Raw genomic sequence first — 25,071 nt, 5'->3', positions numbered from 1 at the left:
TATAACGTAAAGAATGTCTATTAGTACGAGAGAAATGTCTATTAATGCGGGCGAATTGTCTATTAATACGACAGGTTTGTCTATAAACGCAAGGAAACTGTCTATAACTCGAAATTTGTCCATTCATATGAGCGTCCAGTAAAAGATAAAAGGTGTCCGAAGTCATTTTCGGACACCTTTTTTATAGCACAAACTTATACAGCCGCATTCTTCTTTTGCATGGCTTCTTTTTTGCCGTAAAGCACATAGTAGAGCGGCAGGCAAATGACGATGACCGGAACCATCGCTAGGAAGATCATTCGGTATGTTGTGTATGGCTCTACAAAGCCGAGTAAAAACGGCCCAATGCCAAGCCCTAAATCATACAAAATAAAGTAAGTGGATGTTGCCAGCCCGAAGCGGTGTGGTTCTGTTACTTTGACAGCGACAGCCTGCGCAATCGAGTTGAAATTTCCGTAGCCAAAGCCGATAAGAGCCGCGGCTACTAGCAGCATCCATCCGGCACTTGCCTGGCTGAATAGCAGCATGCCGACCGCAAATAGGGCAATACATGGATAAACAATAATATTGGCTCCCTTAGAATCCAGCAGCTTGCCTGTATAAGGGCGGGAGAAAATAATAACGGCAGCATACACGAGGAAGAAGTAGCTGGATGCTTCCACTAAATTAATTTCCTTCGCAAAGAAGGAGATAAATGACATGATCCCTGAGTATGCGAAGCCGACGATTAAGGCAATAAAGGAAATCGGTACTGCCTTTGGCTCAATGAATTTAGAAATAAAGGATGTCTCTTCCTCCTGTGCAGCTGTCTTTTTCGTAACGGGTAAATTCAGTTTCACAAAGAAGAAGCCGATCAGGATAAGGATTGATAATACGACATTCATCGTAAAAATAGTCATAAAGCCATTTTCAAGCTTCATCATGAAAATACCTAAAAATGGTCCAACAGCTGTTGCCAAAATGGCACTCAAACTAAAATAGCCAATTCCTTCTCCTTTACGTGAGGCTGGCAGTAAATAAGCGACAATCGTACCAGTCGCTGTTCCGATCGTACCAACGGCAACACCTTGTGCAAGACGCACGATCAGCAGTACACCAACACCCGCTTCAAGGAAGTACAGACATGAAGTGATGAAAAAGAGTATCAGTCCAATCCATAGCATTTTTGAAGGACCGAGCTTGCTGATGCTTCGCCCTGCTCCAAGACGGCCAAATAATGATCCAATAATAAAAATACTTGATACTAAACCGGCTGTGCTTGTCGATACATCATATTTATCAATTGCATAAGAGGCGATTGTCACCATGAGCAGATAAAACATCAAAATCGCCATAAAGTTAATGAAGGAAACAATAATAAAATCCTTCGTCCAAATTTTTTCTTGCATTACGAACGTGCCTCCTTTAAAGAATCTTCCATAACCGTAAGCACCTGCTCCATTTGTGTGCGGACAACTGGAGGGATATCACGCAAAATGCTCTCCTGCATTGTAAGAACCTCTTCAGAGAGGCTTTCATACAACGCCATACCTTTTGCAGTTAACACAAGGTTTTTCTCCCGTTTATCCTCTCCAGGAACAACAGCAATTAACTCAAGCGCAAGCATTTGCTTTACATTGCTTGATACGGTTGGTTTTTCCACATCCCAGTGGGCAGCAAGCTGACTGCTTGTGGCAATTTCATGAGCATGCAGAAACTGCAAAAGCGACCAGTTACCGGGTGTCAGCTTATGCGGAACAAGCATTGTTGTTAACCGGGCCATATAGTTTCGGTGAAAGCGGTGGATTTGTAAAAATACTTTCAACATACTCGCTCCTTTTAATTAGTTAGGTTACCTAACTATTAAACCAAATTGTGAACAATTTGTCACGGGAAGAACGGGCATATTTTTGAAGGCAAAAGACTATTCAAGAAAGTTCACGTCTTAATCGTGAAAAAATGTTCAATGGAGCAGTAAAAAAGAGGGAAAATAAAAATAAATGAATTTTTCCTATAGCTTCATACGTCTATATAATAGTAGGATAAAATACAAGAAAGGGGAGCTTCCTCATGAAACGAATCATCCGCGCTTTGCTCATATCACTGTTGCTTCATTTTCTGTATGCTGTCGCTTTACTGGGACGGGGATATATAAAGACGCTTCTGTATGTTCCGGATTTTTCAAAGGCCAACGGGAAGTTCCTACAAGATGAACTAGTATTCGGTACAATATTTCCGCTCTGGGCGTCGCTTGCTTCTATTATAGTAGTAGCCGTCGTCACATGGCTGATTTTGAAGCTTGCAAGCATTAAAAAGGCAGCGGTATAAAGAGCCGCAAGCCGGTCATGATGAGCGGGCAGCAGCATGCAATGTACTTCTAACCCGGCATCCTTCCGTTTTGTTTACGGAAGGATGTCTGTCTTTGAGAAAAGGTTGCCTATTCGAATAGCGCTAGGTTGTAGTCTTTCCCGTAGCAATGTGTGAGCACCGTATGTAATTGACCGCGGTGATGGTAAATATGGGCTGTTATTTCTACCAGCCATTCAAAACGCGTATAGCTGACTCCCCAATAAGAAGTGACAGACTGCTGGAGCTCTTCGTCCGTATAGTGCTCATAGGCTTGTTTAAGCATGGCAAAGGATGTCTTCATTTCAGTTTTCATTTTCTCCAGTGATGCTAATTGGATTTCCTCATAAATATCTGTCATCTCTTTCTCGCTGTAGCCAAGTGAAATATAGTAATCTGTCTTGCAGATGGTAGCGATATGCGCCAAAAGCTCTTGAATAGACATTTTACCTGGCGTTGGCCGAAAGGAGAGATCCTCATCTTTAAGGAACTGCATAATATCCAGTGTTTTTTGTAAGGCTACTTCAATTTGATGCAGACATCCGGCACAGTAAGGGTTCATATATAAATCCTCCGTCTAGTAGATTGGTTAAAATGCTTATTATTGGTTCATCACCGTAACCTGGAGTTGATTTCCATTCTGGCTGGACGCTTTCTGCGGGGGCACGGCTCCAACTAAATGGTTTCTGGAATCTATCCCCGAAACCATTGGATTTTCCACACGTGCTTATCCCCAAAGAGTCGCCAGCCGCCGCTTCAATCAACTCGTGACAAAATTAGTTTGTCATTTCCAGCTTACTAGTAAAGAACCTTGTTACCTCAATTATACAAGTAAACCAATATATTTTATCATTTATTTCGTTAATCTATGTCTCAGCTCTTCCTCACGTATTGAAGAATTGCTATACTAGTAAACATCTATTTACTCTACAGTTTTTAAGGGGATGATAATTTGGAAAAAGTAGACCAGCACCAGCAGATTAGAAACAGCTGGTGGCAGGAATATTTCATAAAAATGAGAGGGCAGCACTTAGCCGTGAGCCACCGTACTAATATGGCGGATGCTTTAACAGCAGCGGTAGGCGGATTTATCGGGATTGGGACATTGCTGCTATTGACATATATGACGGGGACTCCGTGGCTTATAGCCTCACTTGGAGCAAGCTGTGTACTTGTTTTTGGCGCCTGGAACGCCCCATTTTCGCAGCCGCGTAATATAATTGGAGGACATGCTCTTTCAGGGCTGGTCGGCATTTCTTTTTACGAGTTATTTGGTTCTCATCCTCTTGCGATCAGCGCGGCAGTAGCCCTTGCTATTTTCCTGATGATGTTAACAAAGACTGTCCATCCACCGGGAGGAGGTAATCCTATTATCATTATGCTTGGCGGTTATGACTGGCACTATCTGTTTGCTCCGGTGATCGTCGGGGCATTTGTCATCATCCTGTATGCGGTCATTTTGAACAATATCCGGCAAAACCGGCATTATCCATTGTTTTGGTGGTAACCATACATAACGGGTTGTAAAAAAAGAAGACTGGTGAAATAAACATAACAGCAGGAGGTATTACAATTACGGTTAGTCTGCTAGTAAAGCCTCTGTTAGAAGGTGTCTCCCTCCATGCGAAGAATAGGACGGGAAGCGCGGCATCATGCTGGATGGCTATATAGCTGCAGTAGTTTCATACGTATTTCGAATACATCGTAAAAGCAAGGGTTTAAAAAACCTTTGCTTTTTTATTTTTAATTTTTTTCAAAAAAGAGTTGATAAAAATGGAAGGTGTGTATATATTGTATATAAAGTGTATATACAATATTAAAAAGAGGTCTTTGCATGCAAATTATTATTTCCAACAGTTCCAAGGAGCCGATCTACGAGCAGATTACATCACAAATCAAAAAGCAGATTTTGACAGGTGATCTACAGGAAGGGCAGGCGCTTCCTTCCATGCGGCAGCTGGCGAAAGATTTGCAGATTAGCGTCATCACTACAAAACGCGCCTATGAAGAGCTGGAGAAAAACGGATTTATTTATTCCATTGTCGGAAAAGGGTCCTTTGTCTCTGAGCAAAATACGGAAATGATTAAGGAGAGAAAGATGAAGGTTATCGAAGAAAAGCTAGTGGAAGCAATCGAAAACAGCAAGGATATGGGCATTGGATTGGCCGAACTAAAGGAAATGCTTACATTATTATATTCGGAGGAAGAATGATGGAAAATGTCATTGAATTACAGAACGTTACGAAATCATTTAAAGGGTTTCAGGTGAAGGATCTCTCCATTGCCGTGAAAAAGGGCTTTGTTACAGGGTTTATCGGGGGGAATGGAGCAGGGAAATCCACAACGATTAAGTTAATTATGAATTTATTAAAGCAGGACAGCGGCTCTATTTCGGTATTCGGACTTACGCATGAAACAAATGAGAGAGCCATTAAAGAACGAATTGGCTTTGTCTATGATGAGAATATATTTTACGAAAACCTGACACTAAAAGATATGAAGAAAATTATCCGGCCTGCCTACCAGCAATGGGATGATGCCATCTTTCAGAAATATATAAATCAGTTTGAGCTGCCCCTTAATAAAAAAATCAAAACCTTTTCAAAAGGAATGAAAATGAAGGCGTCACTCGCCATTGCACTTTCCCATCAAGCAGAGCTCATTATTATGGATGAACCGACTTCAGGACTTGATCCGGTATTTCGCCGGGAATTGCTGAATATTTTGCATGAGCTCATGCAGGACGGGGATAAAACGATATTCTTTTCAACTCATATTACGACCGATCTTGATCGGATTGCGGATTATATCATCTTTTTAAATGACGGCGAGCATGTGTTTACGAAGGAATTTTATAAAATTCAGGAGGACTATGCGATCGTCAAGGGGCCGCTCGACTTACTCGATGCGGATACGGAGCAGGAATTCGTCGCGGTGCAGAAATCGAATATAGGCTTTGAAGGATTGACAGGGAACAAAGAACGTATCGAAAGTCTATTTGGGGAATCGGTCGTGCTGGAAAAGCCAACACTCGAAGATATTATGTATTATACGAAAAAAGGGGGGCGCTTAAATGGTTAATTTGATATGGAAAGATATACTTATTCAAAAGAGGCAAATACCTATTTATCTAGGCATTATTATACTTTGCTTCTGGGAGGATGGGGTTCCCTTATGGTGGTTGGCGTTTATTACAAGCATCTCGTTCATTATGAACGCTTTCTATTATGATGAAAAAGATAATATCAATATTTTGCTGAACTCCCTGCCATATACGAGAAAGCAGATTGTCATTTCGAAATACCTCGGTGCCCTTGTATTTACGGGATTATTCATTGGGGTGATTATGGGAGGGGGTTTTATTATAAACGGGATGGAACTCTCTTTTTCATGGAAGGATATACTGCATACTTTTGGTCTTATAATGGCTTTTCTGTCCATCATCTTTCCTTTTTTCTATAAATTCAAACAGCAATATTTAATGATTGGCGCAATGGTTTTGTTCGTTGTTGCTGTCTTCGCATTCAGAATCGTAATGCAGATTTTCAATGAACAATTTGATAAAGTCTTCCAATGGCTGGCCAGTTTGCCTGAGCTACAGCTATATTCATTCACTGCTCTTGTTATTTTATTGTTATACAGCGCTTCTTGGCTGCTATCGATGCGCATTTATGAACGGAAGGTTTTTTAAAACAACAGGCCATTTTGCGTAACAAGGATTAGACATCACAGGGGAGAACGAGTTAGTATTGATGAATATTTTGTGCATCCTATTTTGGGGATTAGAAAAATGATAATGCGGATGTTTTAGGCCCTGTGCGGAAGTGGCTTGTCTTAGGGGAGAGGGGATAAAAAATGATTGAATTACGAAAGATAACCGGGGATAACATAGAAGCAGTAATAGCACTTGAAGTGGAAGAAAACCAGGAAGACTTCATACAAACTACTAATCTCAGAAGCTTTGCAGACGCTCATATGCTGAATGCAGACGGGATACCAGCGACTCCTCTTGCCATTTATACCGATGAAGCTGTAGTTGGATTTTTGATGTATATTTATGATACGTTGGATCATGAAACATTTAAAAATGAAGTTTTTTATGGCAAGAAGAGTTATTTTATTTGGCATATGATGATTGAAAAGGGTTGCCAGGGAAAAGGATATGGCAAGCTTGCTTTTGAAAAAATGCTAATGGATATTGAAACTATGCCAGATGGAGAAGCAGAATATGTAACTCTCTTTTATCATACAAGCAATGTCAAAGCTAAAACATTATACGCTTCATTTGATTTCGTAGAAACAGGTATCATTCAAGATAATTCGATGTTGGCGATTAGAAACCTAAGTAAGGAAATAACGAACTCCCTAGTAGAACAGGACAAATGAAAAAAATGTAAACCCTCAATGTCTCGACCTATAATAAACATAAATATCCAGAAGGAAATAATGATTTTGTTTACTCTGTCTTAGCAAAGGGATAATATTTATACTACAATCGGTCACGATTTTTTTAAAAGTACTAGGCAGAAATTAATCAGACTTTAATCCAAACCAATAGCGAAAAAATACGATTTTTGAAATAGTCCCTCATACAGATTGAAAAATCTGCATGGGGGATTTTTGATTATTTATATCTTCCAGAAAATCAGCTCTTTTCGGGAAGGGCAGCTTTCTTTGAAACGCCCGCATTTTTTCCTATGATCACTGATAGGACAACAATCACGGCGGCACCGATGGTAAACAGCGAGATGGATTCACCAAGAAAAGCTGTGGCAAACATAATCATTAAAAACGGCTGAAGGTACTGGATTTGGCTGACTCGTGCGATGCCGCCCATCGCCATGCCGCTGTACCAGGCGACATATGCCAAGAATTGACTGACAATGGCGAGGTAAAGGAAGCTGATCCAAGCCTGTGGCGGCGCGTGGAGCATTTCTGTCGACACGCTCATCCCCACCGGAATAACAAAAAATGGAGCACCGATAATGACTGCCCAGGCAATGACCTGCCAGCTGCCTATTTCCTCGGCTAATTTTCCGCCTTCTGCATAGCTGAGTCCGAGGATCACAACGGCTGCCAATAAAGCCAAATCCGCCAATTGTAACCCGCCAAATCCCAGATGAAAAGCGTAGGCAATGACCGCTGAAGAGCCGATGATGCTTGCAAGCCAGAATTTAAGCGAAGGAATCTCACCGGCCCTGAAAAAGGCAAATCCGGCTGTAGCTAATGGCAGCAAGGCTAATACGACAGCGCCATGGGAAACAGGCAAGGATTCCATCGCCCAGGAGGTAAGGATAGGAAATCCTAACACTGCACCAAAAGCAACAATAAGCAGACTTTTGAATTGCCTGGAATTGGGCAGCTTTTCCTTTCGGACAATTAATACAACCGTCACTAAAATAGCAGCAACTACTGTTCTTCCCAGCCCTACGACCGTCGTCCCAAAATATTCTACTGCCACACTGGTTGAAGGAAGCGTTAAACTAAAACAAATGACACCTACTAACCCCAGCAATAATCCGAGCTTCTCTCTGGATTCTTTTTGCATCTCATTCACCCGTCTTTTCTTTTGTTGTTGTATATCTATGCCATTTTTTCTTTTCAGAATAAACAGCCCTGATATAATGAATATAATAATTGGAACAGACGATGAAAAAAATCATAGTTTTCACCATTTGTACCAGTACAGTTGAAGGGAAGAAGTGTATGCGTCCGAAATATATCGAAATTATGGAGGAGATTAAGCAGCGTCTGGCAAGCAAATCGCTTGTTGCAGGAAGTAGGCTTCCTTCAGTTCGCCAGCTGTCTGACCATTTATCTTGCAGTAAAAATACGGTTATTAAAGCATACGAGGAATTGGAAAAGGAACATTTGATTTATTCTGTTCCAAAGAGCGGTTACTTTGTGGTGAATGAATGGCAGCTGGAAACGGATGAATCGGCCGTAATTGATTTTCTCTCAGCTGGACCTGATAGAAATGTGATGCCTTATATAGAGTTTCAGCATTGTATGAACAAGGCAATTGAACAATATAAGGAGGAGCTGTTTACATATTCTGATCAGCAAGGTCTCTACTCATTGCGTGTGCAGGTAGCTAGATATCTGCAGAACTTACAGGTATTTACCGTGCCTGAAAGGGTAGTCGTTGTTTCCGGCTCCCAGCAGGCTCTTCATCTATTAGCCTCCATGCCGTTTCCAAATGGCAAGAACAATATTCTTATTGAGCAGCCTACTTATTTCGGATTCATCGAATCCCTCAAGCTGCAGCAGGCTACTACATTCGGCATTGAATTATCGATGAAGGGGATTGATCTGGAACGTCTCGAGTATATTTTCCGAAATAATGATATAAAGTTTTTCTACATCATTCCAAGATTTCACAATCCTCTGGGGCATTGCTATACAAATAGTGAAAAGAAAAAAATCGTGGAGCTGGCTGAAAAATACGATGTATATATTGTCGAGGATGATTTTTTAGGAGATCTTGACACCGATACAAAATCAGATCCTTTATTTTCTTTTGCCCCTTCAGGCAGAGTAATTTATATTAAAAGCTTCTCAAAGATTTTTTTGCCAGGGTTGAGGATAGCTACAATTGTCTTGCCTTCGCTGATGGTTTCAAATTTCCTGCGGTATAAATTCAGCGCTGACTTTAATAGTCCTGCCCTTTCTCAAGGTGCGCTGGAAATCTATTTAAAAAGCGGCATGTTTACGAGTCATCTTAAAAAGATCAAAGAGGTATACTATACAAAAATGCATATTCTTCAAGAAGCATGTGAATGTCTGCTACCTAGTGATACTTATTTTTCTAAACCGCCTTCAGGCTTCTACCTTTCCGTCAGCCTGCCAGGGAATGTAACAGCAAAGCAGATTGTTCACCTATTAAACGAAAAGAACATATTAGTTGATGATGCCTCCAGGATGTTTTTGCCTGAATATAAAAAGGAAAATCTTCTTCGGTTAAGCATCTCACAGGTGAAGGAGCACCAAATCAGGCAGGGGGTAGAGGAGCTGGCGAAGTGTATTGCTATGTTAAGCAGTAGGAGAAACTATATTAAGCCAAGAAATCTACTGCTCTTTTAGCAGGGGTATTGTAAAGGAGCTTTCAGTTAACAAGCGCCCTTTTCCAATTCGGAGAAGGGCGCTCGGCATTTTTAGAAGCTGCGGTGCTTCTCTAGGGCTAACAGACGTGATTTATAGAAGCAATAGATGGAGGTCGTCAATCCTATCGACAAAAAAATGCCCCCTATGATCAAAAAAGCCATTATATAATGTTTGACAATAAGATGGTAAAGATCTGTTTCTGCACTTCCGACGTTACGCAGCCAGTTTTCTGTTAAACTCATTCCCAGCTCAGGGCTTAAAAATATGAGTAATATGCCAATTCCGCTTAGAAAGATACCAGTCAGCAACACCATTCTCAATGCTTTATTTAGCATGTCTCTTTCCTCCCTTAGTTATGAAACTTCCATGGATATTTATAATTTTGTTCACATTAACTCATCAGCTGTCTAGTCAAAATACAGTAGCATATGCTTGAAGATACTCATTCTTCTGTATAGATGAGGAATAAATACCTTCTTCTAGTATATGAAGGACGAGCAGAGAATGGTCATTATCAATAGGAAGGAATATAAATAAGAAAAGGGGAGGAGGAAAGATAGTAATATCCATATAGTAAGCTGTGCGGTAAGGCCACAATAAGGATACATAGAATAAAGGGAGGATAATGGCGGGGTAACACCATTATCCTCCCTTTTCGTTTAGTTAGTATTTTAGTATAAAAAAACAGGCTTTTTACACCGGCTGCAGAGTACGTTCTTCCGCAAGCTTATTGTATAACGCTAAATCTTCTTCATATAAATCTTTATATGTCGCCAAGCTGTGCTTTTTGATGAATTCAAACGTAAAGTCATCGACAAGGCCTGCTGCTTCGTTTAAATATTTTGCATTGCGCCAGGCAGTTTCTTCAAATGTAATATCCATTTTCTGTTCTTCAAGCAATACAGATAAAAGATCAATATTAGTATAAAGCTCTCTTGGGCAATGGCTGTTTTTCATATCTAGTATTTCAAGTGTCCGCTCCAAAGATGCCTGTAATGCTTCCCGGTCTATTGCATGACCGAGTTCATGCATTGTCAGTGTTTTCACATATTGCTCAAACGGGATATCCGCCTGCATTTCCTTCCAAGCATCCACCAGCCGTTTTTTATCATATCCTACATAGTCACCGATAAAGTTATAGCTCATATTAATACCGCACTCATCCTTTTTCAGCTCGGTGTTCATACCAACGGCTTCTATAGTCGAAAGGATCAGTTGACGAAGGTCTTTTTCTTTATAGTTGTCTTGCATGTAGTCTCTCGTTTCTCCCTCTATATCTAAAATAAATTATTATATTAGTAAATAATATATGAAAGCTGATTAAATATATACCATAATTTGAGACTTTTCAACTATTTTGATTTCGAGGGAAAGGGAAGAGAGGCTACAAAAAACGCCATAAAGAAAAAGAGGCATTTGCAGCTGTATCAACATCTGCAAACGCCTCTTTTCGATTGACGTGTTTTTTAGTGTGCTTACTAGTATCGTACTATAGTGGAATCGCTGGAATCTTGTAACTAGGTGCACTCATACAGTAATTAGTATGATTGTTGGTGCTTTGTTATTTTAGTCGTTGTTTTTGTTGTTTGAACGGCTGCGGCTGCTTGCTTCTCCGCCTTTACGACCCGCTTCCTCACGGCTCATTTTACCGCCGTTGCTGCCACTGTTGTTGCCGCCATTGTTGTTGTTGTTTTGAGTAGCTTCTCCGCCTTTACGGCCGATTTCCTCATAGAATTCTTGACCGTGGTTTTCAGCAGTAGCTTCTCCACCTTTACGGCCGATTTCTTGGTAAAACTCTTTGTCGTGAGTTTGTGAAGTAGCTTCTCCGCCTTTGCGGCCAATCTCTTCATAAAACTCGCGACCATGATTATTGGAGGTAGCTTCTCCGCCTTTACGACCTGCTTCTTGAACTGTCATGTTTTCGTTGTTGTTGTTATTGCGTTTGTTAGCCATTTGTAATTCCTCCTAAATGATTATTAGCTTATAAGGTTAAGCTTACAAGTTATATTCCCAGGAGATGATAGAGTAAACATCCTTCTCCAAATCTTTTGACAAAGGCATGTCATTTACATGGGTAAAAAGCGCATCAATACTAGGGTTTTCAGGGAAATATTACAATTTTATTTCACTTATGATTTAGTAATATTAATTGTCTTTGTGCCTGTATTAACCGTTCCGAATCCGCCGATAGGGAAGGTAAAGATCGGCTGGGTATGCCCAAAATCTACATTATAAAGAACGGGAATAGTTTTCAGGGCAGGATGTTTGTCTAAAATAAAATGCAGCTGCTCTTCTGTCATATTGGACTGACGCTGGAATCTTCCTATAACGAGTGCTTTCATAGACCGGCATGCCTGCAGGAGGGAGGTTAGGTCCCGGGCAAATAATTCTGGTGTCACCATATAATCATCTTCAACAAAAAGAATGCCATCCGTTAGCTCTGGCATATAAGCGGTTCCCTGGAGAAGATTTAGCGTACATAGATTACCTCCCCAAATCGTTCCTTCAGCTGTTCCTTCATTATAGACCTTCCATTCTGTTTCCTCGAAGTTTCGATTTACCTCATCTGCATACCAAGCATCATCACTCCATTCGGAAGAAGCAGCAAGCATGTAAGGAGATTCTTCTGTAACCGCAGATAAAAAGGCACTTGTTTGATAATCCTGAGCCTTTTCCATTTGAAAGCTTGAAAAGTGCGGGCCCGAATAGGTAACGAAACCGCAGCGAGCTGTAATAGCAGTAGCAATTGCTGTAATATCACTGTAGCCGCAGAATATTTTTGGATTGTTACGGATGAGCTCATAGTCAAGATAAGGGAGCAGTTCATTGCTGTTAAAGCCGCCGATCACAGTCAAGATGGCTTTAACATGCGGGTCAGCAAAGGCTGCATGTAAATCCTCTATACGATGTTCAATAGAAGAAGAATGCTGAAGGTCGTCCTCGAAAATATAATTGCCGAAGCTGACATGAAAACCAAGGCGCTCCAAACGTTCTTTTGCTAATTCGATGCCTTCCTTCGAAAGAATAGAAGCGTTACGGCTTGGGGCGATGACACGGATCTCATCACCAGGCTGGAGTTTTTTAGGTGTTATCATAAAAGTATCCCCTTTATCGGAAAATAAGAAAAATTTTCCTTTTGACTGTTCATTATAATAGGGGCTTTGCCTTCTGTCCAGAGAAAATAAAAAACCGAATAACGTCTGGCGTTATTCGGGTGTAGCAGGGGATAAGGGAAGCAGAATAGCCGTTCTTTCCGTTACATATTGGATGCCGGCCTTCTCCATTTCAGGTATATAATCCTCTATATTATCGTTATAATGCATCGCATAAATCAGATGATGATATTCCTTCGGGTAATAGGCGAGTACATCTTTAAACTGGGCATGTACACCGTTAAATGTAAAGCTCGTATCCTGAAAGATGGCAAGCGTTTCTTCATTGATAAAGCGCAATAGATTGGCTTTACGCAAATCTTTTACATCACTTGGAAACAGGACATTGCCGAGTGGTCCATTAATGAGAAGGCCCGAACTGACCAAGCCATTTGCATGACAGTCTGTCGTATCAAAAATCTGCAGCTCTAACCCTTCTAAATCAATGACCTCCTTATCGCTTACGATAGTAAAATCACAAAAATCATCGACAGTACGGCCCTGGTTGTCAAGAGCAGCGGAAAGCAGCTTACGAAGCTGGGGATAGATTTTCTCATGAACTAAAACAGGCGTTTTCCCCGGGGTATGCTGTCCGTCTGTAAATTGCCAGAACCGCTGCATCACAAGCTCTTCAAGCCCTCCGACATGGTCAAAATGCAGATGGGAAATCCAGACAGCATCAATGTCCGTATAGGTATAGCCAGCTTTTTTCATACTTTCCCGGAGTGTCGTGCCTGCATCAATCAGCAGCCTCTTTGTGCCGATTTCCGCGATGTAGTTATTGTGATAGAAGCGCTCTGTAAAAGCTCCTCCAACACCAAGTGGAATTAATTTCATCGAATCAGTCCTTACTATTAAGAGATAATTCCATTCTACGATAAACAGTCGGCTATTTTTATTAAAAGCCTCTATTGTATTAATAATTTTACATTCTCCGGTACTCTTTACCCCGGGAAGCAGTGGTGACTTACAAAAGGTAGTTGTTTCTGTACTCGGTTTTACCCCCTGTTTAATATAACGCGTACCATATGAACAGGTGACCATTCTGTATGGGAAATGGAGATGATTGGGTAAGGTGTAGGGAACAGTTCAGCTGTAATTTCATGGACATCCTTCCCTTGCTTGGCCAACGTAAGTACCTTATTTTCCAATTCATCAATATACTCTATTTTAAGCTGAAGCAGCTTTTTTCCTTCCTTCACATAACCTGCATGGCAGCAGTACATATCCTCAAAATCATAGGCTAATAGTTTTTTCAGTGAAGCCCGTGTATTAAGTATATTCTCCTCTGCAAGTACTACCTTTACTTTTGGTGATATAAACAAATCCCCGGTAAACATGGCACCTATATCACGGTTGTAAAAGGCTACATGATCCTTTGTATGACCGGGAGTTTCAATGACATCCCATGTGTGATTGCGTGAGGTGAATGTTTCCCCTAACGCTGTAGAAGAAAAAGGAGCGGAATTTCCCCAAACGACCTGGCGGTAGATAGGAATCTGGAAAGGTTTTGGCGTAAAGGAAGCAGAAGACGAGTGGATGAAGACCGGGATATCCAGTTCCTTTTGCAGATAGGCTGCATTTCCTGTGTGATCCTCATGAAAGTGGGTGATATAGACAGCATCAAAATCGGCTTCATGAAAATACGGTTTGAACTCTTCAAGTAAAGAGCTGGAGCCCGTGTCAATTAGAATGCCATCAATATTAAAACTGTAGACACTCATTGGACTTCCAGGAACATTGGCTGTACATTTAGCCATCAACACATCGTTTTCCTTTTTGATTTCACTGCTTTTTTCTACTTTTATCATCGCAATCTCTCCTTCGCGCTTTTTTCTAGTATAACAAGCGTTCGGGAAAATGAACACCTATTCATTTGGTAAACAGGGAAGTTTTTCCTGCTAAAACGAGGAATTTTATCGCCGTTTGTGTAATATAACATATCAATCCGTTTAAATACGGTGGAATAAGTATAGAGGGGGAAAGGAAGATGGAATGGAGCTTACCGGTTTTAACAACCGAACGGCTGAAACTTCGAGCAGTAACACTGGATGATGCGGAAGCTATGTTTACATATGGATCAAATGAAAACGTGACAAAATATGTGTTATGGAATACGCATGAAACGTTGGAGGATTCAAAAGAGTTTATTGAGATGGCGCTGGAAACATATAAGATGCATCCTTTTTATCATTGGGGTATTGAATATGAAGGGAAATTCATCGGGACAATTGATTATGTTATGATCCACCAGCACAATAAAGTAGGGGAAATCGGCTATGTACTGGCGGAAGAATATTGGAATAAAGGCATTGTTACAGAGGCAGCGAAAAAGGTGATTGATTTTGGGTTTAAAGAACTTCAGCTCGTGCGTGTGCAGGCCAGATGTGTTGTGGAAAACACCGGATCCTCACGGGTCATGGAAAAATGCGGTATGATTTATGAAGGAACTCTCCGGAAGGCTTTATATATGAAGGGGAGTCATCGAGATGTAAAAATGTATGCTATTACAGATGAACATTGGCCTTCGTAACCATCTTTTATAAATGAATAGAGGATTTACAAACAAAAAAACGGAATACGATGGAAGCTGTTTCTCTTCGATCATATTCCGCTTCATTTACGATACTGTTCATTTGCTCTCCTCTTAAAAATCATTGTCGTCAAAGTTGTCTAATGTACAGGTGCACTGTTCTTCACGTAGGTAGGCATCATCATTTTCAGAGGATGCTTCATACGTATAAGGGTAGGTACTGATTACTTGCTTTAGATAGATATGAAATGTCATATCCCTCACCTCCTGCCTCTATTTTACAATATTCAGAAAATTTTTAAAATAGTAATTGTCGCTATAGTAAAAAAATTCTTTCCTCTTTTCTAATTTATGTTAATATTTAGGTAATAAGTATATAGTATTTATAACTGAGAAGTAGGTGATTAGATGGAGAAAATATTTACACATGAGGAGCAAAAGCAATACTATGCTCTGGCTTTGAAAAAGTTTCAAAGTGGTGAATATGAAGGAGCAGAAGAACTGTTGCAGCTGCTTCGGGAAAGTTTTTTACAAGATCAGGATTTTGAAAGCTATATAAAGGTAAACATCTACTTAATTAGAATTTTAGTAAATACACAAAGATATGAGGAAATGTTCGATTATATCCTGGAAACTGAACCTTATGTTGAAGAGTATGCAGCAAAAACTGAACACCTCGCATTCCGGCTGATCAAAGCGATCTTCCAAGATGTAATGGGCATTCAGTCGCCAATCGCGGAACTGAGTGTACTGCTGGAGGAAGCAATTGAAATTAATGATATCCGTCATATTTTCAGGGCGGCAAACAACCTGCTTCATTCCTATAATGAAGAGAAAAAAATCGAGGAAGGGTATGCATTAATCGAGCGGATAACACCATACCTTGAACTGGTGGATAAAAATGACCCAATAGGGCCAATGATGTTTTACATTAACTCTTTCGACATCTACTATGCACGCAAGGACTTTGAGAATATCGAAAAAAACTTAATAAAGCTGGAAAAAGATAGTATATATAAGACGGTTCCTTCCCTCGAATTCCCTTATTGGAGTATTAAGGGTCTTTTTATTCTTCATCATGGAGAAATTGAGAAGGCTAAATACTATTTTGAAAAAGCTTACAGCATGATTAAAGACAAGTTCTACTTTGTCAATTATATTGAACGCTGGGTTCACGCGATGAAAGAGCACGGAGAAGTTGAACAAGCCTTTGCCTACCAGAGTTTATTAGTAGAAGCATTGCAGGAGCATATTGCGATGGAAAAGAAGGTGAGACGTTCGGAGATCATTTCGAAGTTCTCTACAAGCGGTGTAGTAGAGCGGCTGCATCATGACCGTCTTTCCGGTGCAAAAAGCAGGGCATATTTCGAAGAGCAGCTGGAGAAGAACCGGGAGATGATTCACTATTCTGTGGCGGTGTTCGATGTAGATAAATTTAAAATTATTAATGATACGTACGGTCATCTTGTCGGTGACCAGGCAATTAAATTTATTGCCTCCATTGCGATGAAGTGGATGCCGAAAAGTGATATGAAGCTCATCCGCTACGGTGGGGATGAATTCATTATTTTTATGCCATATCCAAAAGAAGAGATCGAAGAGGAGGTTAGTCGCCTCCGCCAATTAATCGGGACAGCAGATTTCATTGTCCGTGGCACTGGGGAAGTCATCAATTTTGAAGTGAGTATAGGTGTCGGCTACACAGATGAAACACCTGCTACTTTGCTTCAGCTATTTGAGACAGCCGACCGTGCCCTTTATTATGCAAAGCAAAATGGAAGAAATCAGGTTCGGTTCCGCGAAGCGATCCATTAAACGAAAGTAATGTACGTTACTTTCGATTTTTTATCTGATTTTTCACCCATTATTATGTCTATCATTCAAAAAGAGCATCGCTATTTGAGCAGTAGAGTAAGCGGTATAGATATCGGGCAATGAATAAATATAAAAAGTATAAGTAACTGTATAATTGTATTAAATTTGTATTAATCTCCTTTCGGGCGAAGGGGATTCTGTTTGGTTTATTAAAAAAGAAAGTAAGTGAAGTTCTGCCATCTCACCAAATATATAAAAGTGAAACAGGGCAGTCCCTCATAAAAGTGCTGTTTAACAAAGGAATAAAAATTACAGCGCTTGGATCTACGGAAACGGAGATTGCAAAAATGGGACGCAGGTGTTTCCAAATGGCAAGAAGTATCCCTTTTACAATCCGATTAAACAAAATAAAACACATATAAGGGCCTTGCAGTATGTATTGTCGGAAGTACCTCCTCATCTATAAGCAGGTGCAGTTTATTTACTATGCATTAAAACAATATGCACAGGTTGATGAGCATATCATCAGGCAACACTTGGAAGCAATCAAGCAAAACGAACAAAAGCAATATTCATAGTAGAGATGAAACGAAAAGGCAAAATAATTATCTTTATTGTTTCTACTAAGTGGTTTCTGCAAGTTGGCCTATCTCCCTTTTCACCATCATAACTATTTGTCGAAGATACACTAAACTGGAAAGAAAGTTTGTCGTTTTTATTTTGAGGGAAATAGTTTTATATTAAAATTAAGTGGACATAGGTGATAAAAGATGGCTATAAAACCACGGATTGATGAAGAAGCGATAAAAAATATCGAGTATTTAATCAAAATGGAGCGCTATAAAGAAGCCGGGGAGTTTGGTGAATATTTGCTGGACCGTCATCCTCATCTGGATGAGCTAGGTATCGCGCTATGTCTCCAACTTTTAGATATCTACATCGTTTTAAATGATGGAGAGAGCTTTAAGCGTTTATTTAACCATTATGAGAATATACTAAAGGAACACACAAATCCGTTCATCCGCACAAAGATGAACCTGCTGTTAGGGCATTATTATCTGCATATCGGGCATGATTATGAGGAATGTCTGCAGTATTATCAGAAAAGTATCAGCCTGGCTTTCCAATACCAATATCACTTACAGCTGGTCGTGGCCATCAATAATATGACTGCTGCTTTCGAAAAACGGCATGTACCTATCCAGACAATTTACCAATTCTTGAAGTTTAATATGATCGTTGCCGAAAAAATAGAAGATCAAAATAGTAATAGTTATGTAGAGGGGCATTTAATGTACTTCCGGATTATGACGATGCTCCGAAAGTTTGACAATGTGAAGCGAAAGATTGCCCTGTTTTTAGAAAAAGATCTGAATAATATGACGAGGGTACGCGTGCTCCATGCATTACAGTATTGCCAATATACCGCGGGTGAATATATACAATCGCTGGAAACGAGTAAAAAAGCACTTATTATTTTAGAGCAGGATTCTGCGTTGAAGGGCTATGTAGCGGGGTACGAAAATATTTATAAGACAATGAAGCTCGCCGCTAAGGCAATGAATCTGCCCGTCTATAAGGCATATGAGCAGCAGTATGAGCATTATCGCCGGTTAGGGGAAGTGAAAAAGCAAATAAACAAAAAAGTTTCTGCGGAAATCCATGTAAATATGCCTCATTTCCTAAAGGCGAAGGATTTTTACGCGGAGGTAGAATCCGCAACAGGCACGTTTATCCTCATCCAGCACGCTGATGCGGCATCAATCCTGCCAGTCGTGAAAGATCAGTATCCCCTCAGCTGGACATGCCTGACAAACAGTATCGGTATTTTTATACCGCAGCTGCTCACAGAACGAGAAGTAGAGGCTTTGTTAGTACCTGTAGTAGATGCAAAGCAATATAGCTTTTGCCACAGCGGTGAAGACGATATAACAGGCCGTGATTATTACTATCTTCTGCAAGCGCAAGTTTATTATAAGGAGCGGACATAAACAAAAGCTGTAGAAGTAATAAAGGACCCTCAAGTTAATAGGAGGGTCCTCTATTATGAAAGACGGGATAAGTATTCCGTGAGAAGACAGCGTAAAACTTTTTATTATGACCAGTAGTTTTCCATTAATTTAATAGACCACTCGGGCTGTGTAACCTTTCCCTTTGGTAAAAACTCCGCCATAACAGGTTTTATATCGATAATAGGTGTGCCATCGACAGCATCCAATCCACTTACGAGTAAACTTCTTTTTTTGACCTCTCGTAGTGTTACGGTCGTTAAACCAAGCTTGTTCGGTCTGTTTTTTCCTCGCTGTGCAAATATCCCAACTTTAGGGTATTGATCGTTATTTCGTGGGTGTCTTGCCTCATATTGAATTTTCTCATCTGCTACTTGATCAAAGTAGAAAATAATATCTAAGTGAGAGAAGTCTCCAATCCCTGCTAGTGCTTCCTCATGTAAATCTTCTGCCAATTCAATGGTAGATAAGACCGTTCCCCAATAATCATCTTCTACTGCGCTTCTTGTATTCCGTACAAATGCAACGGGTTTGATGGAATAATGCATGGTTACTGCCTCCTTTTTCCAGTTTCCAAGCGGGCAATGGCTATGTTTTTATTTACATTTATTCTACCATTTGGAACCTCGCTTATAAAGGGGCGTCAAGCTTTTAATAAAAGCAGCAAGGGGGGCTAGGAAGTGGGGAAATTAGTATGCAGGAGTGTACTAGCTGCGCTTTTCTTCCCTATTGTGATGGGTGCTATCTCAGTTTACACGAAGCAGATGCGGGAAAAGGAACAGCTCGTTCTTGGAGAAGTGAGCGCTTTTATTCAGGAAGATGGACAGATAAAGGAGATGCCACAGCTAATATTAAGAAAGCATAGTTTATTCTCAGGCTATGAAAAGTGGCAAGTAGAAAGAGAAGATACGAAGGAAGTGTATCAATACAGGACAGGGAAGATTGTAGAGGTGAATGATGAAAAACCCTCTTTACATAAGGGGAGCTAAAGAGTCCAGATTTTCTAAATCAGGGCTCTTTAGTAAAGCAGATAAGGAATTACTTTGAAGCAGATTGTACTTTTACAAACATTCCTTCCTCTGCCTTTTGTTTAGCTGCTTGATTCATCTTTACTATTTCTTGGGACACGGAAGAAGAACGGACGAGTTGGCCGTTTATAGGAATGGATGGATCGATACATCTCATTTTGCCTATAACATGGATATCATAGTTATACCGATCTTCTATCACATCTACTAAGGGATGTAATCCATCAAGCAATCCTTTTATATCATGGTCATCCAATGAACGTAAAAGTGCCATCACTTCTTCATCTCTTCCAAGAAGCGTGTCAATGGTGATCAGCTGTTGATCGAGCGCCAATTTTAATGTTCTTGCTAAAACATCATAGCCGTACACATTCAGGGGATTCAAAAAGAAATCAATGACCTCCATATAGTAAGTACGGACAAACCATTCGGCAGTTTTTACATCTCCTATATATACTTTGCCTCCCAATACAAAAAGAGCCTCTAAAAAGGAATGAATCTCTTCCATCGAAATATTGCCGTACCGGTACATATCCCGCAGTGTATAGTCAATTCTATCGGCACATAGCTCCGGAGCAGGCTGCTCCAAAAGAGTCCATCTCGTCTCGTCAAGCAGCTCCTTATAGTTATAGCCGTAAGCAGTTAGAATATGAGGAATATCAGATGCCATTATGATTTGCTCGTAAATTTCTTCATGAAAATTCTCTTCTTTATTATGGAGAGCAAAATCAATAACATGCGAGAATGCAGTATGGGAGACATCATGCAGTAGCCCGGCGATTTGCTCCTCGATACTTCCCCCGAGTCTTTGAATAAGCAGCATGACACCTACCGAATGGTCATATCTGGTGACATTCCAACTCTCGTTCACAAAATAGCTTGCCCCTCCTTGGTAGATACCTTTCAGTCTTTGTAGCGGCTCGCTAAGAATGAGCTCTTTTAGCACTCCGTCTATCATATAAGTACCATATATTTCATCGATTATCTGCATAGGAGCCCTCCTTATTCAATGAAGCTTTCTAAATAGTTTTTTGACCGTTCAGGTAGTCGCAGAAATTAAGCATAACCTCCCTTAAGATTAACCTCGCATTTGATAAAATGGAATATATAAGTAAATAAACTGTGAGTTAGGGATGATAAGCTAGTATGACAATGAGTTGATTAGAGTGACGGCTGGTGACTCCCTGGGAATCAGAACGCGCGGAAAATCCAACGATTTGGAGGTCTATCCCTGAAACCATTCAGCCCAAGCCGTGCCCTCGCAGAAAGTGTCCAGCCAGAACGGAAATCAACCCCGGTTTACGGTGATGAATTATATATAAGAATTACGCTTTTCAATAAGAAATATAAAGCATCCAGCTGAATTTATCCGAAATGAAAAAAACAGGGTGAGAATATTTTTTCCATCAAACGATGTATTACATATAAAGGCCTTTAAATTCGAATTAGGAGTATATTGTATGAACATTACAAGTGACAATTTTATAAAGTATTTCAAAAAGGGCAGGGAATCAGCGCTTGAATATGTGATTGAGCAATACGCAGGAATTGTAAAAGCGGTCGTATATAATGCATTACATTCATACAAAGATCCATACATGGTAGAAGAATGTATCAGTGATGTTTTCATCGGCGCCTATGAAAATGCCAAGCAGTTTGAAGGGAATGAAGAGGATTTCCGAAAATGGCTTTGTACGATTGCGAAATTCAAGGCAGTCGATAGGCAGCGAAAGCTCGCGCGAAGCCCGGTCATAACGGATGTAGATGATATACGCTTACATGTACAGTCAGCAGAGGAAGAGTTTCTCTTAAAAAGTGATGCACATGACTTGATGATCATCATGAAAAAACTGGAAAAGATAGACCGCGATATTTTCCTGATGAAATATTTTTTAAACATGAAAAATGAAGAGATCGGTAAAACGCTTGGAATCACAAAGGCTGCTGTTGATAACCGATTGTACCGGGGCAAGAAAAATTTGAAACAGATGTATGCAGGAGGGGTGTTCAATGAAGAAGGTATATAAGCAATTCAATCAACTAAACATAGACATGGAGCTTGAGCCGATGGAAGTCAGTGAATTTGAAATGGCACGGATCAAACAGCGAGTATTAAAGAGGAGGAAAAGAAAACAAATTCCGAAAATAGCAGGCATGGCAGCAGCCCTCCTTCTTGCCGCAAATATTACGGCGGGTATTGCTTTTCCCGCCTATGCTGAGAAGATTCCTTTCCTCTCCAACGTATTCGAGCGGTTCAATGATGAAAATAAGTACATGTTTAAAGGTTATGAAGAATTTGCGACAGATATTGGGGTGACGAAAGAAAGCAATGGGATCAGCATCACCGTGACAGATGCGGTGTATGACGGAGAGAATGTTACGATCGCCTACACAATGACAAGTGAAAAAGATCTGGGGGCAAGACCTGCGTTGGATGGTCCTTTTATTATCGAAGAGGTAAAGGAAAGATATAAGTACGGCGGCTACTCCACAAACTATCTTGCCCAGAAAGTAGATGAACATGAGTATGCAGGGCTGTTCGTTTACCAGCTCGTGAAGGGAAGCAAACCCGAAGAATTGCATATTAGCTGGAACGGAAATACCGTGATGGATTTTGATCATGTTTCAACCGCGTACGAAGGAGACTGGGACTTCCAGTTCCACCTGAAGACGTTGAAGAGCAAGACGACAAAGCTTTCGGATGACGGTCTGCTGCTGCAGGAAGAAGGGTTCGAAATTAATATGAGCAAGATGGTGGAAACGCCAGTCACTACCACATTGTATTTGACTGAAAAGGTACTGCACGACCAATTCCAGCCGCCAATCGAAAACTGGCATGGTATCGAAGTGGAATATAAGGTAGCAGACAATTTAGGGAATGAATACACGACCATTACTGACCACGGTGTTGCTGTTGAAAAAGAGCTAAATAACCTGGGCCAAACACGCCTGATGATGAACGCTATTCATAAGGATGCGTCGTCTCTAATTATTACGCCATATGTATCTGTTTTAAAATTAGGCACTCCTCGTGCAGCTGAAAGTGGCAGTATTACCCCACTTGAAGTAGTCGGGGAGCCGTATATGATCGGACCGATAGAGGTTCCGTTATCTAAATGATTGCAGCAGCCAACAGGCTGCTGTTTTTTTAATTGAAAGCTTTGAAAAAGTTTTTCTGTACAGGTCAAAAGCGTATTTACAAACTGCTGGCCGAGGAGTAGAATACATTCATTAATTCAAAATTATATGGCTCAATCTCATGTCATGAGAACGGAGGAACCAATCTTTTGGGGTTAATTCTGCCTAGCAGAAGGGATGATAGACTCTTTCGCCATCCTACCCGTCAGCTAACTTCGTCGGCTAAAGCGAAGGAGGTCCTATTATATAAGACCGCCTTAACGAGGGGTTTTTTTGCTATGCAAAAAATCTGCTAGTTGAAGTCGGTCTTTTTTTATTAACTTTCCAGCCTTGCAAGAAAGAGATTGCTAGTTGGTTGATTTTATATTATACAGGGGAGATCAGAATGGGTTATTTATTAAACCGGCTCAATCCATCAGCTATTTTAGTGTTGGGCTTTGCGGTCATTATATTGATAGGTACGGGAGTATTGTCGCTGCCGATTGCAACAGAGGACGGAAAAGGGCTTCCTTTTTTAGATGCATTCTTTACTGCGACATCCGCAACATGTGTAACAGGGCTTGTTGTGGTAGATACTGCTGATACGTTTACGATGTTTGGTGAACTAAGTATCTTAGCGATGATTCAGATCGGCGGGCTTGGTTTCATGACGTTTACGACGTTTTTGTTTATTATGCTGCGGAAAAAAATTTCATTAAAAGAACGTTTATTACTGAAAGAGGCGTTCAATGCAAGTTCGACAGCGGGAATGGTGAAAATTGCAAAGCGGATTTTCATTTTCACCTTCGTTATGGAATTTCTTGGAGGGGCGGTGTTAGCTGCTAGATTTGCGTATGAAATGCCTGTTTCAAAAGCGATTTATTATGGTTTTTTCCATGCGATCTCCAATTTTAATAATGCAGGATTTGATCTGATGGGAGGATTTCGCAGCCTGACTGAATATGTAGGGGATCCGATTGTTGTCCTCGTTATCTGTACGATGATTGTGACAGGAGGTCTTGGCTTTATTGTCATTAATGAGCTATATGAATATCACCAAGCAAGAAGGCTCTCCCTCCATACAAAGGTAGTGCTAAGTACGACAGCTGTTTTGCTCGTCGGAGGGGCAGTTCTCGTCTTCCTGTTCGAGTATACTAATATGAAAACAATGGGGACGCTGACGTTGCCGGAAAAAATCCTAGGAGCAGTTTTTCATAGTGTGACGCCGCGTACAGCAGGAGCCAATACACTGCCAATGGCGGATTTGACCCATGGGACCTTGCTTTTAACAATCTTCCTCATGTTCATCGGAGGAGGGTCCGGTTCGACAGCCGGCGGGATTAAAGTAACGACCTTCACCGTTCTTGTAGCCGCCATATTCCGGCAGCTGCAAGGAAAAGAGGATGTTGTTTTGTTTAAGCGGAGAATTGTAACGGAAACTATTTTAAAAGTTATGACTCTCTCTCTAAGCGGTGGCTTCATCGTTATAGCTGTAACATTTCTATTGAGCCTGACAGAGAAAAATTATGATTTCATTGTTTATTTATTTGAGGCGACCTCCGCCTTCGGGACTGTTGGATTGTCAATGGGACTGACGCCTGAACTATCAGTAATTGGTAAGGTGCTTATTATTATCACCATGTTTATCGGGCGCGTCGGCATTATTACCATTGTCTTTTCCATTGTAAAAAAGACAGGACGGGAACGGTATCAATATGTAAAAGGAAATGTGATGATTGGCTAGGGGAAAAAGAGGGAAAAGATTGACGGCTGCTGCTGGCTGTCAATTTTTTGCGCAAAATTTGCAGGTCCGTCAAAAAAAGGAACTGGTATTCCTCTCTTTGGAGATGCAACAGCCCGTAGCCAAAGAGGAAGAACAACTATGCTTTTGTTCAGTGTTTTGATAGAAAGACAGTGAAGTTATAAGGGAAGGCTGGACAATACGGAGGGAATTTGTTGATAATGGAAATAGATATGCCTGTCATATA

Annotated in this window: 29 protein-coding genes and 1 riboswitch; of the genes, 16 read left to right on the top strand and 13 right to left on the bottom strand. The window is 40.6% G+C overall.

The features are described 5' to 3' along the window. Window positions 1-194 precede the first annotated feature (194 nt). Window positions 195-1,388 carry an MFS transporter gene (locus tag BOD01S_RS11780; protein WP_036153658.1) on the bottom strand — a complete coding sequence of 398 codons (1,194 nt, stop codon included), beginning with the start codon at window positions 1,386-1,388 and terminating at the stop codon, window positions 195-197. Continuing rightward, on the bottom strand, window positions 1,388-1,804 hold the full coding sequence (locus BOD01S_RS11775) for a MarR family winged helix-turn-helix transcriptional regulator (protein ID WP_169804321.1): 417 nt from the start codon (window positions 1,802-1,804) through the stop codon (window positions 1,388-1,390). The genes BOD01S_RS11780 and BOD01S_RS11775 overlap by 1 nt, the downstream gene beginning before the upstream one ends. A 245-nt stretch (window positions 1,805-2,049) precedes the next feature. Between BOD01S_RS11775 and BOD01S_RS11770 the strand changes: the two genes are divergently transcribed. Further along, complete coding sequence (locus BOD01S_RS11770) at window positions 2,050-2,307, top strand: hypothetical protein (RefSeq protein WP_036153662.1); 258 nt, start codon at window positions 2,050-2,052, stop codon at window positions 2,305-2,307. 109 nt (window positions 2,308-2,416) lie between these two features. On the opposite strand, the gene BOD01S_RS11765 is transcribed toward BOD01S_RS11770, so the two are convergent. Next, the gene (locus BOD01S_RS11765) at window positions 2,417-2,887 is read right to left on the bottom strand and encodes a DinB family protein (protein WP_036153664.1); all 471 of its coding nucleotides are present in this window, start codon (window positions 2,885-2,887) and stop codon (window positions 2,417-2,419) included. A 390-nt stretch (window positions 2,888-3,277) separates the two neighbouring features. Between BOD01S_RS11765 and BOD01S_RS11760 the strand changes: the two genes are divergently transcribed. From BOD01S_RS11760 to BOD01S_RS11740, 5 genes are all read left to right on the top strand, one after another. Further along, a complete protein-coding gene (locus BOD01S_RS11760; protein WP_036153666.1) occupies window positions 3,278-3,832 on the top strand; it encodes an HPP family protein in 555 nt (184 codons plus the stop codon). A 327-nt stretch (window positions 3,833-4,159) separates the two neighbouring features. Then, window positions 4,160-4,537: a GntR family transcriptional regulator gene (locus tag BOD01S_RS11755; protein WP_036153668.1), complete on the top strand. Its 378-nt coding sequence runs from the start codon at window positions 4,160-4,162 to the stop codon at window positions 4,535-4,537. Further along, a complete protein-coding gene (locus BOD01S_RS11750) occupies window positions 4,537-5,406 on the top strand; it encodes an ABC transporter ATP-binding protein (protein WP_036153670.1) in 870 nt (289 codons plus the stop codon). The genes BOD01S_RS11755 and BOD01S_RS11750 overlap by 1 nt, the downstream gene beginning before the upstream one ends. Next, on the top strand, window positions 5,399-6,016 hold the full coding sequence (locus BOD01S_RS11745) for an ABC-2 transporter permease (RefSeq protein ID WP_036153672.1): 618 nt from the start codon (window positions 5,399-5,401) through the stop codon (window positions 6,014-6,016). Before BOD01S_RS11750 ends, BOD01S_RS11745 begins: the two co-directional genes overlap by 8 nt. A 164-nt stretch (window positions 6,017-6,180) precedes the next feature. Continuing rightward, window positions 6,181-6,711: a GNAT family N-acetyltransferase gene (locus BOD01S_RS11740; RefSeq protein ID WP_052124796.1), complete on the top strand. Its 531-nt coding sequence runs from the start codon at window positions 6,181-6,183 to the stop codon at window positions 6,709-6,711. Between the two features lie 259 nt (window positions 6,712-6,970). Here the strand turns inward: BOD01S_RS11740 and BOD01S_RS11735 are convergent, their stop codons facing one another. Further along, window positions 6,971-7,873 (bottom strand): DMT family transporter, encoded by a 903-nt coding sequence (locus BOD01S_RS11735; RefSeq protein WP_036153675.1) that lies wholly within the window; start codon window positions 7,871-7,873, stop codon window positions 6,971-6,973. 158 nt (window positions 7,874-8,031) lie between these two features. On the opposite strand from BOD01S_RS11735, the gene BOD01S_RS11730 reads away from it, so the two are divergent. Next, window positions 8,032-9,408 (top strand): aminotransferase-like domain-containing protein, encoded by a 1,377-nt coding sequence (locus BOD01S_RS11730; RefSeq protein WP_036153677.1) that lies wholly within the window; start codon window positions 8,032-8,034, stop codon window positions 9,406-9,408. 71 nt (window positions 9,409-9,479) lie between these two features. Here the strand turns inward: BOD01S_RS11730 and BOD01S_RS11725 are convergent, their stop codons facing one another. From BOD01S_RS11725 to BOD01S_RS11700, 6 genes are all read right to left on the bottom strand, one after another. Next, window positions 9,480-9,764, bottom strand: a complete 285-nt coding sequence (locus BOD01S_RS11725) for a hypothetical protein (protein WP_036153679.1) — start codon at window positions 9,762-9,764, stop codon at window positions 9,480-9,482. Window positions 9,765-10,122: 358 nt separating this feature from the next. Continuing rightward, on the bottom strand, window positions 10,123-10,680 hold the full coding sequence (locus tag BOD01S_RS11720) for a hypothetical protein (protein WP_036153681.1): 558 nt from the start codon (window positions 10,678-10,680) through the stop codon (window positions 10,123-10,125). A gap of 315 nt (window positions 10,681-10,995) precedes the next feature. Beyond that, window positions 10,996-11,382, bottom strand: a complete 387-nt coding sequence (locus BOD01S_RS11715; protein ID WP_036153683.1) for a KGG domain-containing protein — start codon at window positions 11,380-11,382, stop codon at window positions 10,996-10,998. Window positions 11,383-11,558: 176 nt separating this feature from the next. Further along, window positions 11,559-12,524, bottom strand: a complete 966-nt coding sequence (locus BOD01S_RS11710) for a S66 family peptidase (RefSeq protein ID WP_036153685.1) — start codon at window positions 12,522-12,524, stop codon at window positions 11,559-11,561. 111 nt (window positions 12,525-12,635) lie between these two features. Beyond that, window positions 12,636-13,418, bottom strand: coding sequence for an MBL fold metallo-hydrolase (locus BOD01S_RS11705; protein ID WP_036153686.1), 783 nt, complete (start codon window positions 13,416-13,418; stop codon window positions 12,636-12,638). Between the two features lie 161 nt (window positions 13,419-13,579). Next, window positions 13,580-14,392 (bottom strand): MBL fold metallo-hydrolase, encoded by an 813-nt coding sequence (locus tag BOD01S_RS11700; RefSeq protein ID WP_036153688.1) that lies wholly within the window; start codon window positions 14,390-14,392, stop codon window positions 13,580-13,582. A 179-nt stretch (window positions 14,393-14,571) separates the two neighbouring features. On the opposite strand from BOD01S_RS11700, the gene BOD01S_RS11695 reads away from it, so the two are divergent. Further along, on the top strand, window positions 14,572-15,114 hold the full coding sequence (locus BOD01S_RS11695) for a GNAT family N-acetyltransferase (RefSeq protein ID WP_036153690.1): 543 nt from the start codon (window positions 14,572-14,574) through the stop codon (window positions 15,112-15,114). Window positions 15,115-15,228: 114 nt separating this feature from the next. Here the strand turns inward: BOD01S_RS11695 and BOD01S_RS22955 are convergent, their stop codons facing one another. Further along, window positions 15,229-15,369: a hypothetical protein gene (locus BOD01S_RS22955; protein WP_156117021.1), complete on the bottom strand. Its 141-nt coding sequence runs from the start codon at window positions 15,367-15,369 to the stop codon at window positions 15,229-15,231. Window positions 15,370-15,522: 153 nt separating this feature from the next. Between BOD01S_RS22955 and BOD01S_RS11690 the strand changes: the two genes are divergently transcribed. The 4 genes from BOD01S_RS11690 to BOD01S_RS11685 all read left to right on the top strand — a co-directional run bounded on the left by BOD01S_RS11690 (window position 15,523) and on the right by BOD01S_RS11685 (window position 18,920). Further along, a complete protein-coding gene (locus tag BOD01S_RS11690; protein ID WP_036153691.1) occupies window positions 15,523-16,929 on the top strand; it encodes a GGDEF domain-containing protein in 1,407 nt (468 codons plus the stop codon). Between the two features lie 358 nt (window positions 16,930-17,287). Next, window positions 17,288-17,395, top strand: coding sequence for a hypothetical protein (locus BOD01S_RS23980; protein WP_407655998.1), 108 nt, complete (start codon window positions 17,288-17,290; stop codon window positions 17,393-17,395). Next, complete coding sequence (locus tag BOD01S_RS22950; RefSeq protein WP_156117022.1) at window positions 17,364-17,507, top strand: hypothetical protein; 144 nt, start codon at window positions 17,364-17,366, stop codon at window positions 17,505-17,507. The genes BOD01S_RS23980 and BOD01S_RS22950 overlap by 32 nt, the downstream gene beginning before the upstream one ends. 192 nt (window positions 17,508-17,699) lie before the next feature. Further along, a complete protein-coding gene (locus BOD01S_RS11685; RefSeq protein WP_036153694.1) occupies window positions 17,700-18,920 on the top strand; it encodes a hypothetical protein in 1,221 nt (406 codons plus the stop codon). 104 nt (window positions 18,921-19,024) lie between these two features. Here the strand turns inward: BOD01S_RS11685 and tsaA are convergent, their stop codons facing one another. Next, window positions 19,025-19,486: a tRNA (N6-threonylcarbamoyladenosine(37)-N6)-methyltransferase TrmO gene (tsaA, locus tag BOD01S_RS11680; RefSeq protein WP_036153698.1), complete on the bottom strand. Its 462-nt coding sequence runs from the start codon at window positions 19,484-19,486 to the stop codon at window positions 19,025-19,027. Window positions 19,487-19,618: 132 nt separating this feature from the next. Between tsaA and BOD01S_RS11675 the strand changes: the two genes are divergently transcribed. Further along, entirely contained in the window at window positions 19,619-19,927 is a 309-nt protein-coding gene (locus BOD01S_RS11675) for a hypothetical protein (RefSeq protein WP_036153700.1), read from the top strand. A gap of 49 nt (window positions 19,928-19,976) precedes the next feature. Here BOD01S_RS11675 and BOD01S_RS11670 read toward each other — a convergent pair whose 3' ends face one another. Then, window positions 19,977-20,957, bottom strand: coding sequence for an HD domain-containing protein (locus BOD01S_RS11670; RefSeq protein ID WP_036153702.1), 981 nt, complete (start codon window positions 20,955-20,957; stop codon window positions 19,977-19,979). Between the two features lie 469 nt (window positions 20,958-21,426). Here BOD01S_RS11670 and BOD01S_RS11665 point away from each other — a divergent pair, with 469 nt between their 5' ends. The 3 genes from BOD01S_RS11665 (at window position 21,427) to BOD01S_RS11655 (ending at window position 24,827) form a co-directional block, all read left to right on the top strand. After that, window positions 21,427-21,993 (top strand): sigma-70 family RNA polymerase sigma factor, encoded by a 567-nt coding sequence (locus tag BOD01S_RS11665; RefSeq protein ID WP_036153705.1) that lies wholly within the window; start codon window positions 21,427-21,429, stop codon window positions 21,991-21,993. Beyond that, window positions 21,977-23,086: a DUF4179 domain-containing protein gene (locus BOD01S_RS11660; protein WP_036153708.1), complete on the top strand. Its 1,110-nt coding sequence runs from the start codon at window positions 21,977-21,979 to the stop codon at window positions 23,084-23,086. Before BOD01S_RS11665 ends, BOD01S_RS11660 begins: the two co-directional genes overlap by 17 nt. A 118-nt stretch (window positions 23,087-23,204) precedes the next feature. After that, a riboswitch (cyclic di-AMP (ydaO/yuaA leader) is annotated at window positions 23,205-23,343 on the top strand. A gap of 146 nt (window positions 23,344-23,489) precedes the next feature. After that, window positions 23,490-24,827, top strand: coding sequence for a TrkH family potassium uptake protein (locus tag BOD01S_RS11655; protein ID WP_036153711.1), 1,338 nt, complete (start codon window positions 23,490-23,492; stop codon window positions 24,825-24,827). The last annotated feature ends 244 nt before the right edge of the window (window positions 24,828-25,071 follow it).

This window comes from Lysinibacillus odysseyi 34hs-1 = NBRC 100172 (assembly GCF_001591965.1).
In the GTDB taxonomy this organism is placed as follows: Bacteria; Bacillota; Bacilli; order Bacillales_A; family Planococcaceae; genus Lysinibacillus_B; species Lysinibacillus_B odysseyi.
The sequence above is the reverse complement of the archived record's forward strand: the minus strand, read 5'-3'. Positions and strand labels throughout refer to the sequence as shown.

Excerpts from the sequence above, each read along its gene's own strand:
- BOD01S_RS11780 (WP_036153658.1), bottom strand. The coding sequence starts at position 1,388 with ATGCAAGAAAAAATTTGGACGAAGGATTTTATTATTGTTTCCTTCATT.
- BOD01S_RS11770 (WP_036153662.1), top strand. The coding sequence starts at position 2,050 with ATGAAACGAATCATCCGCGCTTTGCTCATATCACTGTTGCTTCATTTT.
- BOD01S_RS11765 (WP_036153664.1), bottom strand. The coding sequence starts at position 2,887 with ATGAACCCTTACTGTGCCGGATGTCTGCATCAAATTGAAGTAGCCTTA.
- BOD01S_RS11755 (WP_036153668.1), top strand. The coding sequence starts at position 4,160 with ATGCAAATTATTATTTCCAACAGTTCCAAGGAGCCGATCTACGAGCAG.
- BOD01S_RS11750 (WP_036153670.1), top strand. The coding sequence starts at position 4,537 with ATGGAAAATGTCATTGAATTACAGAACGTTACGAAATCATTTAAAGGG.
- BOD01S_RS11745 (WP_036153672.1), top strand. The coding sequence starts at position 5,399 with ATGGTTAATTTGATATGGAAAGATATACTTATTCAAAAGAGGCAAATA.
- BOD01S_RS11740 (WP_052124796.1), top strand. The coding sequence starts at position 6,181 with ATGATTGAATTACGAAAGATAACCGGGGATAACATAGAAGCAGTAATA.
- BOD01S_RS11735 (WP_036153675.1), bottom strand. The coding sequence starts at position 7,873 with ATGCAAAAAGAATCCAGAGAGAAGCTCGGATTATTGCTGGGGTTAGTA.
- BOD01S_RS11730 (WP_036153677.1), top strand. The coding sequence starts at position 8,032 with ATGCGTCCGAAATATATCGAAATTATGGAGGAGATTAAGCAGCGTCTG.
- BOD01S_RS11725 (WP_036153679.1), bottom strand. The coding sequence starts at position 9,764 with ATGCTAAATAAAGCATTGAGAATGGTGTTGCTGACTGGTATCTTTCTA.
- BOD01S_RS11720 (WP_036153681.1), bottom strand. The coding sequence starts at position 10,680 with ATGCAAGACAACTATAAAGAAAAAGACCTTCGTCAACTGATCCTTTCG.
- BOD01S_RS11715 (WP_036153683.1), bottom strand. The coding sequence starts at position 11,382 with ATGGCTAACAAACGCAATAACAACAACAACGAAAACATGACAGTTCAA.
- BOD01S_RS11710 (WP_036153685.1), bottom strand. The coding sequence starts at position 12,524 with ATGATAACACCTAAAAAACTCCAGCCTGGTGATGAGATCCGTGTCATC.
- BOD01S_RS11705 (WP_036153686.1), bottom strand. The coding sequence starts at position 13,418 with ATGAAATTAATTCCACTTGGTGTTGGAGGAGCTTTTACAGAGCGCTTC.
- BOD01S_RS11700 (WP_036153688.1), bottom strand. The coding sequence starts at position 14,392 with ATGATAAAAGTAGAAAAAAGCAGTGAAATCAAAAAGGAAAACGATGTG.
- BOD01S_RS11695 (WP_036153690.1), top strand. The coding sequence starts at position 14,572 with ATGGAATGGAGCTTACCGGTTTTAACAACCGAACGGCTGAAACTTCGA.
- BOD01S_RS22955 (WP_156117021.1), bottom strand. The coding sequence starts at position 15,369 with ATGACATTTCATATCTATCTAAAGCAAGTAATCAGTACCTACCCTTAT.
- BOD01S_RS11690 (WP_036153691.1), top strand. The coding sequence starts at position 15,523 with ATGGAGAAAATATTTACACATGAGGAGCAAAAGCAATACTATGCTCTG.
- BOD01S_RS22950 (WP_156117022.1), top strand. The coding sequence starts at position 17,364 with ATGTATTGTCGGAAGTACCTCCTCATCTATAAGCAGGTGCAGTTTATT.
- BOD01S_RS11685 (WP_036153694.1), top strand. The coding sequence starts at position 17,700 with ATGGCTATAAAACCACGGATTGATGAAGAAGCGATAAAAAATATCGAG.
- tsaA (WP_036153698.1), bottom strand. The coding sequence starts at position 19,486 with ATGCATTATTCCATCAAACCCGTTGCATTTGTACGGAATACAAGAAGC.
- BOD01S_RS11670 (WP_036153702.1), bottom strand. The coding sequence starts at position 20,957 with ATGCAGATAATCGATGAAATATATGGTACTTATATGATAGACGGAGTG.
- BOD01S_RS11665 (WP_036153705.1), top strand. The coding sequence starts at position 21,427 with ATGAACATTACAAGTGACAATTTTATAAAGTATTTCAAAAAGGGCAGG.
- BOD01S_RS11660 (WP_036153708.1), top strand. The coding sequence starts at position 21,977 with ATGAAGAAGGTATATAAGCAATTCAATCAACTAAACATAGACATGGAG.
- BOD01S_RS11655 (WP_036153711.1), top strand. The coding sequence starts at position 23,490 with ATGGGTTATTTATTAAACCGGCTCAATCCATCAGCTATTTTAGTGTTG.